The organism is Pilosibacter fragilis (assembly GCF_032490495.1).
In the GTDB taxonomy this organism is placed as follows: Bacteria; Bacillota; Clostridia; order Lachnospirales; family Lachnospiraceae; genus Pilosibacter; species Pilosibacter fragilis.
In genome coordinates, this window is sequence record NZ_JAVYJB010000007.1 from 32,070 (window position 1) to 44,920 (window position 12,851).

12 protein-coding genes and 3 tRNA genes are annotated in these 12,851 nt (G+C 49.7%); 10 read left to right on the forward strand and 5 right to left on the reverse strand.

Features of this window, described 5'->3' with window-relative positions:
* Nucleotides 1-21 precede the first annotated feature (21 nt).
* Together ABCW45_RS08405 and ABCW45_RS08410 are read right to left on the reverse strand one after the other, a co-directional pair.
* On the reverse strand, nt 22-1,320 hold the full coding sequence (locus ABCW45_RS08405) for an ATP-binding protein (RefSeq protein ID WP_181968499.1): 1,299 nt from the start codon (nt 1,318-1,320) through the stop codon (nt 22-24).
* Nucleotides 1,301-2,047, reverse strand: a complete 747-nt coding sequence (locus ABCW45_RS08410; protein ID WP_343220642.1) for a LytR/AlgR family response regulator transcription factor — start codon at nt 2,045-2,047, stop codon at nt 1,301-1,303. Before ABCW45_RS08410 ends, ABCW45_RS08405 begins: the two co-directional genes overlap by 20 nt.
* A gap of 217 nt (nt 2,048-2,264) precedes the next feature.
* On the opposite strand from ABCW45_RS08410, the gene asnA reads away from it, so the two are divergent.
* The 3 genes from asnA to ABCW45_RS08425 all read left to right on the forward strand — a co-directional run bounded on the left by asnA (nt 2,265) and on the right by ABCW45_RS08425 (nt 6,195).
* Nucleotides 2,265-3,269, forward strand: coding sequence for an aspartate--ammonia ligase (gene asnA, locus ABCW45_RS08415; RefSeq protein WP_117553021.1), 1,005 nt, complete (start codon nt 2,265-2,267; stop codon nt 3,267-3,269).
* 143 nt (nt 3,270-3,412) lie between these two features.
* Complete coding sequence (locus ABCW45_RS08420; RefSeq protein ID WP_117469723.1) at nt 3,413-5,224, forward strand: aminopeptidase P family protein; 1,812 nt, start codon at nt 3,413-3,415, stop codon at nt 5,222-5,224.
* Nucleotides 5,212-6,195 carry a D-2-hydroxyacid dehydrogenase gene (locus ABCW45_RS08425; protein ID WP_117566489.1) on the forward strand — a complete coding sequence of 328 codons (984 nt, stop codon included), beginning with the start codon at nt 5,212-5,214 and terminating at the stop codon, nt 6,193-6,195. Before ABCW45_RS08420 ends, ABCW45_RS08425 begins: the two co-directional genes overlap by 13 nt.
* Nucleotides 6,196-6,399: 204 nt before the next feature.
* Here the strand turns inward: ABCW45_RS08425 and ABCW45_RS08430 are convergent, their stop codons facing one another.
* Nucleotides 6,400-7,047 (reverse strand): phosphatase PAP2 family protein, encoded by a 648-nt coding sequence (locus ABCW45_RS08430; RefSeq protein ID WP_343220643.1) that lies wholly within the window; start codon nt 7,045-7,047, stop codon nt 6,400-6,402.
* A gap of 261 nt (nt 7,048-7,308) precedes the next feature.
* On the opposite strand from ABCW45_RS08430, the gene cdd reads away from it, so the two are divergent.
* From cdd to ABCW45_RS08445, 3 genes are read left to right on the forward strand one after another with little or no spacing between them, the layout of a single operon-like run.
* A complete protein-coding gene (cdd, locus tag ABCW45_RS08435) occupies nt 7,309-7,725 on the forward strand; it encodes a cytidine deaminase (protein ID WP_117513390.1) in 417 nt (138 codons plus the stop codon).
* Nucleotides 7,726-7,756: 31 nt separating this feature from the next.
* Nucleotides 7,757-8,431, forward strand: coding sequence for a deoxyribose-phosphate aldolase (gene deoC / locus ABCW45_RS08440; protein ID WP_117566490.1), 675 nt, complete (start codon nt 7,757-7,759; stop codon nt 8,429-8,431).
* A complete protein-coding gene (locus ABCW45_RS08445) occupies nt 8,418-9,611 on the forward strand; it encodes a phosphopentomutase (RefSeq protein ID WP_343220644.1) in 1,194 nt (397 codons plus the stop codon). The genes deoC and ABCW45_RS08445 overlap by 14 nt, the downstream gene beginning before the upstream one ends.
* A gap of 135 nt (nt 9,612-9,746) precedes the next feature.
* On the opposite strand, the gene ABCW45_RS08450 is transcribed toward ABCW45_RS08445, so the two are convergent.
* Entirely contained in the window at nt 9,747-9,968 is a 222-nt protein-coding gene (locus ABCW45_RS08450; RefSeq protein ID WP_015554672.1) for a hypothetical protein, read from the reverse strand.
* Nucleotides 9,969-10,219: 251 nt separating this feature from the next.
* On the opposite strand from ABCW45_RS08450, the gene ABCW45_RS08455 reads away from it, so the two are divergent.
* The 3 genes from ABCW45_RS08455 (at nt 10,220) to ABCW45_RS08465 (ending at nt 10,472) form a co-directional block, all read left to right on the forward strand.
* Nucleotides 10,220-10,292 (forward strand) — tRNA-Val (locus tag ABCW45_RS08455).
* Between the two features lie 28 nt (nt 10,293-10,320).
* Nucleotides 10,321-10,394: transfer RNA gene (locus ABCW45_RS08460), tRNA-Met, on the forward strand.
* A 4-nt stretch (nt 10,395-10,398) separates the two neighbouring features.
* Nucleotides 10,399-10,472, forward strand: a tRNA-Met gene (locus ABCW45_RS08465).
* A gap of 150 nt (nt 10,473-10,622) precedes the next feature.
* On the opposite strand, the gene ABCW45_RS08470 is transcribed toward ABCW45_RS08465, so the two are convergent.
* Nucleotides 10,623-11,534, reverse strand: a complete 912-nt coding sequence (locus tag ABCW45_RS08470; RefSeq protein ID WP_117469719.1) for a hypothetical protein — start codon at nt 11,532-11,534, stop codon at nt 10,623-10,625.
* A gap of 388 nt (nt 11,535-11,922) precedes the next feature.
* Here ABCW45_RS08470 and ABCW45_RS08475 point away from each other — a divergent pair, with 388 nt between their 5' ends.
* Nucleotides 11,923-12,846, forward strand: coding sequence for a diacylglycerol/lipid kinase family protein (locus tag ABCW45_RS08475; protein ID WP_117566544.1), 924 nt, complete (start codon nt 11,923-11,925; stop codon nt 12,844-12,846).
* Nucleotides 12,847-12,851 lie beyond the last annotated feature (5 nt).

Below are 12,851 nucleotides of genomic sequence, written 5' to 3' on the forward strand. Positions count from 1 at the left end.
TCGAAAATCCGGTCTCAGCGGTCAAACCTGCGGATTTAACATCACAGACGCGTAGAATATTCCGTCTTTCCACCTAAATCTCGCGTCCCCGCTGTACCGCTCTGCGATCATGCGGATAGACTCCGTTCCAATGCCGTAGCCGGAGTGCTTTGTGGAAAGCAGCTTATCTCCGGACCAGTTCGGACTTCCGGAGCTGGTGTTGTCGGCGGTGATGGAGAGCATGGAGGAGCCGGTCTGGACTACATGGAGTCGGATGAAAGACTGGATCTCCGCATCGGTATCCGCGCAGGCGTCCACTGCGTTTTCCAGTAAATTTCCGACTAGAACACAGAATTCCGTTTCCGGGATCACCGGCGGGTCAGCCATCTGGATGGTGACCTGCATGGAGATCCCGTTTTTTTCTGCCTTTTCCGCGTAGAAGGAGAGGATCGCGTTGACTGCGTAGTTTTTGCAGTAGGTGCGGACCTCCTGGATCGGGAACATGTTTTCGTAATTGTTCAGATAATTTTTCAGGGAGGCGAGATCCCCGCGGTCGGCGCAGTCCCTGATGACGGCCAGATGCTGGCGGAAATCGTGCCTTGCCCGGCGGTTGTCCTGGATCCTGGCGGTGAGAAGGCTGTATTGGTCTGACTGGATCTCCAGGAGCTTTTCCATGGTCTCCGATTTTGCCGCGGCTTCTGCCTGGTCCTTAAAGAAGCGCAGGAGCATGATCAGCGTGTGGCTGATGAGGAACATGCAGACGAGCAGCAGGACTCTGGCGAAAAGGTCTGCCTGATCAAAATTCCCATCCCGGATATTGCCGGTGAGAAGGAAGATGATCATCGTGGCGGAAAATGGAAGAAGCCATGCGGTTTTCCAGATTGCAGGCGCCTGGATCGCGGAGAGACTGTCGATGATCTCTGTGAGCCGCTTTATCATAAACCGGGTGGTGAGGAGCACCAGGAGTAACGTAGTGACGCCGGACTGCCAGGTGTAGAATCCGCAGTGCAGAAACTGTCTGCATATAAAAAAGGAGGAGGCGCGGATCACCATGAGGTAGTCAAGGACAAAGGTGTACTGGAACGTGACGATTCCGATGTTTGCCTGAACCAGATGGTAGAGAAAAAATCCCAGAATGGGAATCGCAAGATACTGTACAGATACGGCTGGAAACCCCGCATGGACCAGTATCGCGAAGACTGCCAGATATATGATCTCCGCAAGGGCAGAGAGCAGGATCGTTATTTTTCCCGGATAACGCAGATTCGTGTGAAACGGAAGATACGCGAACATGTGGAACGGATAAGTGCTGAAAAATTCATTAATAAGCAGTTCCGCCATACTGACCTCCCCGGACTTTCGAATAGGAATACTCAAGAAATTGCTCCCGCACATTCCGGTATTTCAGACGGCTGATAGGGATCTGGATCCCGCTTTTTAAGAGAAAACGGTCTTCTAAAAGCTTATCCACGTCCTCAAAGTTTACGAGGATCCCCTTGATGCAGTTGCAGAACCACGGATACTGGAGCAGAAGGGCGGAGAAATCCTTCTGGCTCATGGAGACTTCCATATCCTGCCCGTTCTTAAGGTGTATGAGAACCTGCCGTCTGACATACTCGGTGTAGGAGATATCGTGGACCGGGAGAACTGTCTTTCCAAAATGTGTTGCAACCTCCACCGCCCTGGTGCGTTCAGCATCCTGGAGCCCGCACCGGTCGAGGGCAGCGAACACACCGTTCTTTTCAATAGGTTTCAGGAGATAGAAGGATGCGCTCACGTCGTAGCTCTCCACGGCAAATTCAGGGGAGGTGGTGATAAAGATGATCCTGCAGCCATGATCCGCCCGCCGGATCCGCTTCGCCGTCTCCATCCCGGTGATGCCATCCATGTAGATATCAAGGAAGATGAGATCATACTTTCCGGCCGTAAACGCGCCCAAAAACTCTTCCCCGCTGGAAAAACGGTCCATTGCCCCCCACTGAAGCCTATGCTGTTCCGCATATGTATCAATAAATCCGACAAGCCGGTCAGAATCCGTCTTTCGGTCATCGACGATCGCTATGTTCATGTTCGGTCGCTCCTTTGATGTTAAACTGTTAAAGCTATTTTAACATGTTTTTGGGGAAATGTGTGGAAGAATGAAACTTTTCTTCCATTTTCCGCCAAATAATGATATGATGGATACCGGCAGCATAAAGCGCAAAGGAAAAATGCCGCTGTTTTGGAATTTTATGGCGGCGGAAAAGACAGAAAATTGGATGCTGCATAGAAAGGTGAGCACGACAATGAATTTTATTGTACCAGCCGGTTATACTCCGGATATTGACTTAAAAGAGACCCAGATCGCCATCAAGGTCGTGAAGGATTTCTTCCAGAAGGAACTTACAAAACAGTTAAATCTGACCCGAGTTTCCGCTCCGTTATTTGTAACGCCGGAATCCGGATTAAATGATAACTTGAACGGTGTGGAGCGCCCGGTTGCCTTCGATATTAAGGAAGGCGGAAGAAAGGCAGAGATTGTCCACTCCCTGGCAAAATGGAAACGTTACGCGTTGAAACAGTACGGCTTCCAGCCGGGTGAAGGTTTATACACCGATATGAACGCCATCCGCCGCGATGAGGACACCGATAACATCCACTCCATCTATGTGGACCAGTGGGACTGGGAAAAGGTGATCACGAAGGAGGAGAGAACCCGCGGGACACTGGAAGAGACTGTCCGTGCCGTATATAAGGCATTAAAGATCACAGAGGACTATATGGCATACGAGTACGACTATATCGGCCGTGTTCTCCCGGAGCACATCGAGTTTATCACATCCCAGGAGCTTGAGGACCTCTACCCGGATCTCACCCCGAAGCAGAGAGAGTATGAGATCGTGAAGCTTCACGGCGCTGTGTTTATCGAGCAGATCGGCGGAAAGTTAAAATCCGGAGAGCCGCACGATGGACGTGCTCCGGACTATGATGACTGGAAATTAAACGGCGATATTATCGTCTACTATCCGGTTCTCGACATTGCCCTTGAGTTAAGCTCCATGGGTATCCGTGTGGACGAGATCTCCCTGCACGAGCAGTTAAAGGCGGCAGGCTGTGAGGAGCGCGAGAAGCTTGCATTCCAGAAGGCATTGTTAAACGGAGAGCTTCCATACACCATCGGCGGAGGTATCGGACAGTCCCGTATCTGTATGTTCTTCTTAAGAAAAGCCCATATCGGTGAGATCCAGTCTTCCTTGTGGCCGGATGAGGTCCGCGAGGAGGCGAATAAGGCGGGAATTCCGCTGCTGTAAGCAGCAGGCGGATGTGGATCTGCACAGACTTATTATGAGAACGACCCGGCGGCGCAAGCCTGATCGGTATTAAATATTCAGGAAAACAGTTACGGTCCACAAAGATGTGTGCGGTAACTTTTCCTGCTTATGGAGGTAAAAAAATGGCAAATGAACGTTTGAGGGAACTCAGGACCCTGATGAAAGTGAGAAATGTGGACGCGTACTATGTTCCGTCTTCCGATTTCCACGATTCTGAGTATGTGGAGGATTATTTCAAATGCCGCGCATTCCTGTCCGGCTTCACAGGTTCCGCGGGGACCATGGTGATCACCCAGGCTTTTTCCGGCATGTGGACAGATGGAAGATATTTTGTCCAGGCGAAGAAAGAGCTGGAAGGCCAGGACACACGTCTGATGGCGATGGGCGAGGAGGGCGTCCCGACCATTGAGGAATACCTGATGGACCATATGCCGGAAGGCGGCGTTTTAGGCTTTGACGGCCGCGTGGTAAATGCTGCCCAGGGAAGAAAATTTGAGACCATGATGGCAGAGAAACATGCCACACTTTCCGTCGGCGATGACCTTGCGGGTGAGGTCTGGGAAGAACGCCCGATCCTTCCGGCACCGGAGGTGTGGGTCCTCGACGTGAAGTACGCAGGCGAGACCGTTGCGGAGAAGCTTGCCCGCCTCAGAACCGCGATGAAGAAGGAACACGCGACCGTGCACATCCTGTCAAGCCTTGACGATGTGGCATGGCTCTTTAATATCCGCAAAAATTCCGACGACGGAAATGTACTGGCACCGGCATTCACCCTGATCACAGAGGATGAGGCGAGACTTTTTATTAACAGTCGCAAATTCTCCCCGGAGCTCCGCGCTTATTTTGAGGAGAATCATGTCGCCATCGAAAAATACGACGCGATCTACGACGCGGTGGCAGGGATCAGAAACGAGACGGTCCTCTTAGAGCCGGGTAAGGTAAACTTTGCCCTCTATAAGAAAATCGATGCCTCCAACCGCATTGTGGAGGCTATGAACCCGACTTCCCGGATGAAGGCAGTGAAGAACCCGGTGGAGATGGAAAACCTTCGCAAAGCTCATTTAAAGGACGGCGTGGCGTTGACGAAATTCCTGTACTGGATGAAGAAGAACGCGGGAAAAGTGGAACTCACAGAGACAGAGGCCGCAGAGCGCCTGGAGGATTACCGCAAGGCCCAGGAAGGTTACCTCGGACCGAGCTTCACGACGATCTCCGCATTCGGCTCCAACGCGGCGATGTGCCACTACCATGCGACAAAGGAGCAGGAGAGCCCGGTGGGAACAGATGGCTTCTATCTGGTAGACTCTGGCGGACAGTACTATGAGGGAACCACGGACGTCACAAGAACCATCGCGGTCGGTCATGTGACAGACGAGATGAAGGAACACTTTACACTTGTCATGATGGGAATGCTCCGCCTGATGAACGCGAAATTTTTATACGGCTGCCGGGGTCTCAATGTGGATTACCTTGCGAGAGGACCGCTCTGGGAGCGGGGTTTCGACTTCAACCACGGTACCGGACATGGCGTTGGCTTCTTATCCGCTGTCCATGAGCGACCGAACGGCATCCGCTGGCGCATCGTTCCGGAGCGTCAGGATTCCTGCGTTCTGGAGGAGGGCATGCTCACATCCGACGAGCCGGGTCTTTACATCGAGGGCAGCCACGGAATCCGTACTGAGAACCTGTCCCTCTGCAGAAAGGCAGAGAAGAATGAGTACGGTCAGTTCATGTGCTTCGAGAATATGACATTTGCGCCCATCGATCTCGATGCGGTGGATATTTCCGTTATGGAGCCGTCTGATGTGAGAATGCTGAACGCGTACCATAAAGAAGTCTGCGAGAAGCTTTCCCCGTATATGACTGAGGAAGAGAACGAGTGGTTAAAAGAAGCGACAAGACCGATTGGAGAGGATTACACATGGCGGATTTAGAGAAAAACATTCTGGTGGTGATCCCGGTAAACGAGGATCACAAGAAGTTCCTTGAAGAAAAAGCCGCCTCAGGTGACAAGAACTGCTGCATCCGATATGTGAGCGGCGAGGAAGTCACAAAGGAGGACGCGGAACGGGCAAATGTTATCATCGGAAACGTAGATCCATCCCTGCTCTCCGGCACGAAGAACCTGGAGCTGCTCCAGTTAAATTCTGCTGGGGCAGATCTCTATATCAAGGCCGGTGTGATGCCGGAGGGAGCAGTGCTCGCAAACGCCACAGGTGCTTACGGACTCGCGGTCTCCGAGCATATGCTGGGTCTTACGTTCGACCTGATCAGACGTTTAAACCAGTATCATGCCAATCAGGCAGAGCATGTATGGAAAGCCATGGGAAATATCATTTCCGTGGAAGGTTCCACGATCCTTGTCCTGGGTCTGGGCGATATCGGCGGGGATTACGCGAGAAAGGTCCACGCGCTGGGCGCCCATGTGATCGGTGTCCGCCGTACGAACCGGAATAAGCCGGATTACCTGGATGAGCAGCACACGATGGATGATCTGGATACGCTCTTAGGCAGGGCAGATATTGTTGCCATGGTCCTTCCGGGCGGAAGCGCTACGAACCACATCATGGATGAGAGAAGACTCCGCCTGATGAAAAAGGGCGCATACCTCATCAATGTGGGCCGCGGAAACGCCATCGATCCGGATGGACTTTATAAAGTTTTAAAAGATGGACATCTCGGCGGCTGTGGTCTCGATGTTACGGAGCCGGAACCGCTTCCGGCGGACAGCCCGTTGTGGGAGCTTGAGAACCTTGTGATCACGCCTCATGTGGCAGGTAATTTTTTCCTCCCGGAGACATTTGAGCGGATCATCCGGATCGCGGGAGAAAATCTCGCGGCCTGGGCGAACGGAACGCCGTACCGGAATGTGGTGGATTTTACGACGGGATATAGAAAGCAATAGTCAGATAAAAAGTAAAGACAGCTGTTCTTTTGTGTGCTTATATGGCGGGTAAAGAGGACGGCTGTTTTTGCTGTCATGCATTCGAAAGAGGCAGGAGGTAGAGGTCTCCTGTGAATATGAAAGTTAGAAAAACAGCAAAAACAGCAACAAAAAATGCAGGACAGCCGTAAAAACTATCCTGCACAGGTTTGAAGTTATTATATTTTAGAAGCTCGTCTCGTATTTTTTCTTCTTTTCCGCCTCCGGTGCATAAGCAATCGGGTAGATGACGGATGCCATGAGGAGCGCGCCGACCACATCGATCACGGAGTGCTGCTTTAAGAACATTGTTGCCAGGCAGATCAGAACCATCAGAACGCCGGATGCCCCGATGATCATCGGATGTTTCTTTAATTCTTCGCTGTGGCAGACCGCGATGTGGACACCGACGGAGTTGTATACATGGATGCTCGGGAAGACGTTGATGCACGGATCAATGCTCCAGAGTCTCGATACCAGGTAGCAGAAAATATTTTTATCCGGATCGATCGCTGGACGGAAGTCCGTTCCGTTCGGGAACAGGGTGCAGACGAGAAGACTGATCGTCATTCCTGTGAAAAGGAAGGTGCAGAGCCTGTAATAGTCATCACGATTCCGAAAGAAGAAAAATGCGATGGTGGCTGCTACATATAAAAACCACATCAGATAAGGTACGATAAAGATCTCTTCGAAAGGAATCATATCATCGAGTGCCGTGTGCATGACGTGGTAAGGTTTGTTGATGTTTTCCTGAAGTCTTGCAAACCAGGGGATATAGATGAATGCATAGGACAGCATCCATACATGCCCATATTTTCTTATCAGCTTTTTCAAAAGGATGACCTCCTTTACTTTCGGAACAGGCATCATATTTATAGGCCTGCTCTGTAATACTTTTGTCATATTTCTCTTGCGTTGCCAAATTATAACACTTTAAAAGTGGGGTTTCAACCCCCATTGGTAAATTTTTATCGAAAAGTAAGGAACACTTTAGAAATGTAAGAGGGCGGTAAGACTTTTGACATTGTTTCGGCTTTATGGTATGTTAAAGGAAGAAAATATATTCGGATTTTCAAACCTGGAGGGAGGAAATTCATGGAAAATAAAGAACTGGTAAGGGAAGCTCTGGAAGCAAGAAAACAGTCCTACTGCCCATATTCCAGCTTTGCGGTGGGAGCAGCGCTTCTATGCGGGGACGGAACGATTTTTCGCGGCTGCAATATCGAAAACGCGGCGTATCCGGCGACAAACTGTGCGGAGCGGACGGCGATGTTTAAGGCTGTCAGCGAGGGAAATATGGACTTTCGGGCGATCGCCATCGTGGGCGGTCCGAAGGGAAAAGAACCGAAAGATTTCTGCGCACCCTGCGGCGTCTGCCGCCAGGTGATGGCAGAGTTTTGTGACCCGGAGACCTTTCGGATCGTCCTTATGAATGGAGACGGGGAGATCCGGGATTACCTCCTGAAAGAGCTGCTACCGTTAGGCTTTACGGGGAAAGCACTGGAAAAATAGAAGGCACACTGGAAAGGATGTAAGAGAAAATATGACATACAGAGATATATTGAAGAAAGTTGATCATACACTGTTAAAACAGCCGTCCACCTGGGAACAGATCAGGGAGATCTGCGATGACGCGGTAAAATATGGAACCGCATCCGTCTGCATCCCGCCGTCCTACGTAAAGCAGGCGGCAGAATATCTGGATGGGAAGATGCCCGTCTGTACCGTCATCGGATTCCCGAACGGGTACAACACGACGTCTGTGAAAGTCTTTGAGACGAAAGAGGCGTTAAAAGACGGAGCGGAAGAGATTGACATGGTGATCAACATCGGCTGGGTCAGGATGGGACAGTACGATAAGGTCCTGGCGGAGATCAATGCCTTAAAAGAGGCCTGCGGAGATCACATTTTAAAGGTCATCATCGAGACCTGCCTTCTCACGGATGAGGAGAAGATAAAGATGTGTGAGACTGTAGCTGCTTCTGGAGCGGACTTTATCAAGACGTCCACTGGATTTTCTGCCGCAGGGGCTACAAAGCCGGATGTGGCGCTTATGAAGGCCCATATGACTGCCGGAAAGAAGATCAAGGCAGCAGGAGGAATCACCGATTTCAACGACGCGAGGGAGTTTGTCCTCCTCGGCGCTGACCGTCTCGGAACGAGCCGCCTTGTGGAACAGGCGAAAAAGAAAGGGGGAGATTTAGATGCCGAAATATAATCGGATTTTTACGATCGTCATAGATTCCTTGGGAACCGGCGCTATGCCGGATTCCGAAAAGTTTGGTGACGTGGGCGTGGATACCTTGGGACATATCGCGGAACACATGAAGGGGTTCCATATCCCGAATCTCCAGAAGCTTGGAATCGCGAACTTAAGACCATTAAAGGGAGTTGCCCCGGTGGAAGAGCCGACGGGCCGCTTCACAAAGTTCTCCGAGGCCAGCAACGGCAAGGACACTATGACCGGACACTGGGAGATGATGGGAATCTACACGACGAAACCGTTTAAGACCTTCACGGATCACGGTTTCCCGAAGGAGCTGATCGAGGAGCTGGAAAAACGCACCGGTCACAAAGTAATAGGAAATAAGAGCGCCAGCGGAACCGCGATCCTGGACGAACTCGGCGAGGAGGAGATCGCCACAGGCCACATGATCGTCTACACCTCCGCGGATTCAGTTCTACAGATCTGCGGAAATGAGGAAACATTTGGTCTCGACGAGCTGTACCGATGCTGCGGGATCGCAAGAGAGATTACGATGAAGGAAGAGTGGCGCGTGGGCCGCGTCATCGCGAGACCGTATGTTGGAAAGAAAAAGGGAGAGTTTGTCCGCACCAGCAATCGCCATGACTACGCGTTAAAGCCGACCGGGACAACGGCGCTCGATATCTTAAAGGACAACGGATACGATGTGATCTCCGTCGGAAAGATCCGCGATATCTTTGACGGCCAGGGCATCACGGAGGCATTCCGCTCCAAGAGCTCCGTCCACGGAATGGAACAGACTATTGAAATCTGCAAAGATAAGGATTTCAAGGGACTCTGCTTTGTGAATCTCGTGGATTTCGATGCCCTCTGGGGCCACAGGAGAAATCCGGTGGGTTATGGGGAAGAACTGGAGCGCTTTGATGTGAAGCTTGGCGAACTCCTTGAAAACCTCCGGGAAGGTGATCTTTTGATGATCACGGCGGATCACGGGAATGATCCGACTTACACGGGAACAGACCATACGAGAGAAAAAGTTCCATTTATTGCCTACTCCCCATCTATGAAAGAGAAGGGAATGTTTGAGGAACAGAAGACCTTTGGTGTCATCGGCGCGACGGTGCTCGATAACTTCGGGCTTAAAAAAGCGGAGAATATGATCGGGGAGTCGATCTTAAAAGAATTAGAATGATCGGGATCTGCCTGAGATCTGCGTGGATCCGATAGTTTCGTGGAACAGGTAAAATAGAATAAAAAAGGAAGATCCGCATCCCCGGTATCCGGGAAATGTGGATCTTCCTTTTATGTTCAGACAGAAGTGCGAGACTTATTCTGCGCCGAGTTTCGTTTTTACATCCTCGATGGACATGTTCTTCTCTTTTACGATCGCGTATAATTCAGCCATTTCTTTGGCCTCGATCTGTTTTTCAATGTCCTTTTTCTGAGTTCTTAATGCTTTTAATTTCTGCTCTGTCTCTTCGATAGAAGCAAGGACCTCATTTAAAAGATCCTGCGGAGCAACGTCAGTCTTCTTTCTTCCTCTTGGCATAATTACAATCCCTCCTGTGCAGGTTCATATTATTGGAATCCGCGAATCGGATTCTTATACACTATACTATAAACAAGATGTATTGGGAATGCAAGAGAAAAATAGGAGATGTCAGTCTTTTTTTTAAATCGTGTAGATAGAACAGGAAAAATCCATTACAAAAAAATTTCAAAAAACTGTTGACAATTTCGAAAAAATAGGTTAAACTGTCAAAGCAATCGTGCTTGACGGAAACGTCAGACGGAAGCAATGGGGTCTTAGCTCAGCTGGGAGAGCATCTGCCTTACAAGCAGAGGGTCATAGGTTCGAGCCCTATAGGTCCCATTTATATGAAAAATATCATATTGATCATGGCGGAATAGCTCAGTTGGCTAGAGCACACGGTTCATACCCGTGGTGTCGAGAGTTCAAATCTCCCTTCCGCTACTATGGCGGAATAGCTCAGTTGGCTAGAGCACACGGTTCATACCCGTGGTGTCGAGAGTTCAAATCTCCCTTCCGCTACGATTGAAAATCCCGGGAATCTGAGAAGGTTCCCGGGATTTTTTCGATTATAATAGTTTTTCTGAAATATTCTGCTGTACCAAACAGAAAAGAACATCTGCAATGATCCTGCAAACATATGAAAGGCTCTGTTGGTGTCTGGATTTTCACTTAAAAGATTCCCGGTAATACTGTCGCAAGATAATATCCGACCCAGAATGATGCTGAATTCGCGATAAACGAATAGAGAACGAAGTCACCGTTTTCCTTTTTGGGGGACACTCTCTTCAAAAACCTGCAATACAGACCTGCCTCCAGCGCAAAGACTATGACCTCGAAAAAGACATAGCTTGTGATAAAGGCCAACGGACCGGCATTGTAATGAATGATATTGAGAAGCAGATTTAAGAGAAGCTGCGTCGTGATATTTACAAGCGCAAGGATCTGCAGCTGCTTTTTCTGCCGGAAGCCGAATAACAGCCCGACGACCATTTCAATTGCGATCGTAAGAAGGATACGGACCGCGAGCGATAAAAGCTCCATTCGATAATTATAGGAACGATACGCGTTGATCCGCTCGTTTGTGCTCAGGTCCTCATTGTATTCCACGGATCCGATCCGGACGCCCTCCATGTCAACGGTGTAATAAGTATCAAATGCATAACGCTCATAGCTTCCGCTTGATACAAAGGTCCCGGTTTCCGGATAATACAGGAGGATCTTAAAATCCTCCGGTGGATAATAGGTCCAGGCGATCTCACCGGTTTCGCTTACCGTCCAGCCCCTCTGAAGGAAATAATATCCGTCAGGATCCTTGTAATCTACAAAAGCTTTCCAGATGTTCCGGTCAAGATCATAGAGCTGCTCATTTCTGGCGGTGCCGTCCCAGACTTGTGCAGGTCCTGTACATTTCTCCTTTGAAAGCAGTGTGCCATAGCACAGATCATCGCTCATATTTTTGAACTGGATGCGCACCGAGGGCTTTGGACCCATATCAGCTTTCGCGGTGATCGGAAGTGCTGTGACTGCAAAGATCATGCAGAACAGCAGCATGAAAAGCCCGACATACATTCTTTTTTTCATACCAGGAACCTCCTTTCAGAGCTTGGATTCATAAAAATCAATTATCTTTGCCATTTGTATCTGCTTTTATTATAATTGATCCCAATATTGTCTGACAAGAAAGAGATGTTTACTATTTTCTTACGTTTTGGCGCGGATGTGTCCGGTACACGGGTAGGGATTTTGCTGATTTGGAATGCGAAGCATCGGCAAAATCAGCTGTTGTCTGCGCATGGCATGAACAGGAATGTATCGCAGTGCACATGCATGAAGTTTAGAAAAAATTTAGCCTTTTTTTAGCGGTTATGTGATATACTATAATCTATATCGTATGCCATATGGCACTGACATGGTCAGAATGCATATGGCTGCACGGAAAATTCTGAACATATAAGATTCGGAGGACGTTATGTATCAGTTTATCGTAAATCCCGGTGCCGGTGCTGGAAGAGGATACCGGATCTGGAAACGACTGGAACATCAGCTGGAAATGAACAGTCGGGAATACCGTGTCTTTTTTACGGAACATCAAGGGGATGCGGCGGAGATCGCGAGAGTACTGACGGCGGAAAAGGATGAAGCGAAGGTGATCGTGATCGTCGGCGGCGAAGGTACCTACAATGAGGTCTTAAACGGTGTCTCCTTTAGGGGACTCCTGACCTTCGGCTATGTCCCGGCGGGATTCCGGAATGCACTCTCGAAGGGATTCCAGTCTTTCTGGAAGGTGGACCGTCAGGCGAGGCGGATCCTTCACCCGAAATATTACCGGATGCTGGACTATGGCGTTATCACGTTCGGAAACGAGGAGATCGTGAGCCGCAGATTTGCCGGACGTTGTGGGATCGGACTCGACGCGGCGTTGTGCCACAATCTTTTGTGCTGCCCCGTGAGAAACCAGATGACGAGACTTCATCTGACAAAAATCCTTCGTTTTGGGATCGGATTAAAGCAGCTTTTTCTTGCAAAGCCGACAAAAGGATATATTTTGCTTGACGGGACGCAGAAAGTGGAGTTTAATCATATATATTTCATCACGTTTATGGTACGCCGGGAAGAGAAGAAAAAGAAGAACGGCGGGATTTTAAATGATGACGGAAAAATGACCGTTTACGTTGGAAACAGTGCGAGAAAGACGAAGATGATCCCGATCTTAAGAGACCTTGTGATGGGGGTCCGGAGAAAAGAGCGGGGGATCCGTGTCTTTGAGTGCAGCGAGGCGGAGATCCACCTTGCGCGCCCGTTGGCGGTCCACGTGGACGGTGAGAGCTGTATGTGTCAGGAGAATCTGGCGGTGCGCTGTATCCCGAAACGGATGCGCGTGATCGGCTCATAAGAAAT

Excerpts from the sequence above, each read along its gene's own strand:
- ABCW45_RS08450 (WP_015554672.1), bottom strand. The coding sequence starts at position 9,968 with ATGCCAAGAGGAAGAAAGAAGACTGACGTTGCTCCGCAGGATCTTTTA.
- ABCW45_RS08470 (WP_117469719.1), bottom strand. The coding sequence starts at position 11,534 with ATGAAAAAAAGAATGTATGTCGGGCTTTTCATGCTGCTGTTCTGCATG.
- cdd (WP_117513390.1), top strand. The coding sequence starts at position 7,309 with ATGGAAAATAAAGAACTGGTAAGGGAAGCTCTGGAAGCAAGAAAACAG.
- deoC (WP_117566490.1), top strand. The coding sequence starts at position 7,757 with ATGACATACAGAGATATATTGAAGAAAGTTGATCATACACTGTTAAAA.
- ABCW45_RS08475 (WP_117566544.1), top strand. The coding sequence starts at position 11,923 with ATGTATCAGTTTATCGTAAATCCCGGTGCCGGTGCTGGAAGAGGATAC.
- ABCW45_RS08410 (WP_343220642.1), bottom strand. The coding sequence starts at position 2,047 with ATGAACATAGCGATCGTCGATGACCGAAAGACGGATTCTGACCGGCTT.
- ABCW45_RS08405 (WP_181968499.1), bottom strand. The coding sequence starts at position 1,320 with ATGGCGGAACTGCTTATTAATGAATTTTTCAGCACTTATCCGTTCCAC.
- ABCW45_RS08445 (WP_343220644.1), top strand. The coding sequence starts at position 8,418 with ATGCCGAAATATAATCGGATTTTTACGATCGTCATAGATTCCTTGGGA.
- ABCW45_RS08425 (WP_117566489.1), top strand. The coding sequence starts at position 5,212 with ATGGCGGATTTAGAGAAAAACATTCTGGTGGTGATCCCGGTAAACGAG.
- ABCW45_RS08420 (WP_117469723.1), top strand. The coding sequence starts at position 3,413 with ATGGCAAATGAACGTTTGAGGGAACTCAGGACCCTGATGAAAGTGAGA.
- asnA (WP_117553021.1), top strand. The coding sequence starts at position 2,265 with ATGAATTTTATTGTACCAGCCGGTTATACTCCGGATATTGACTTAAAA.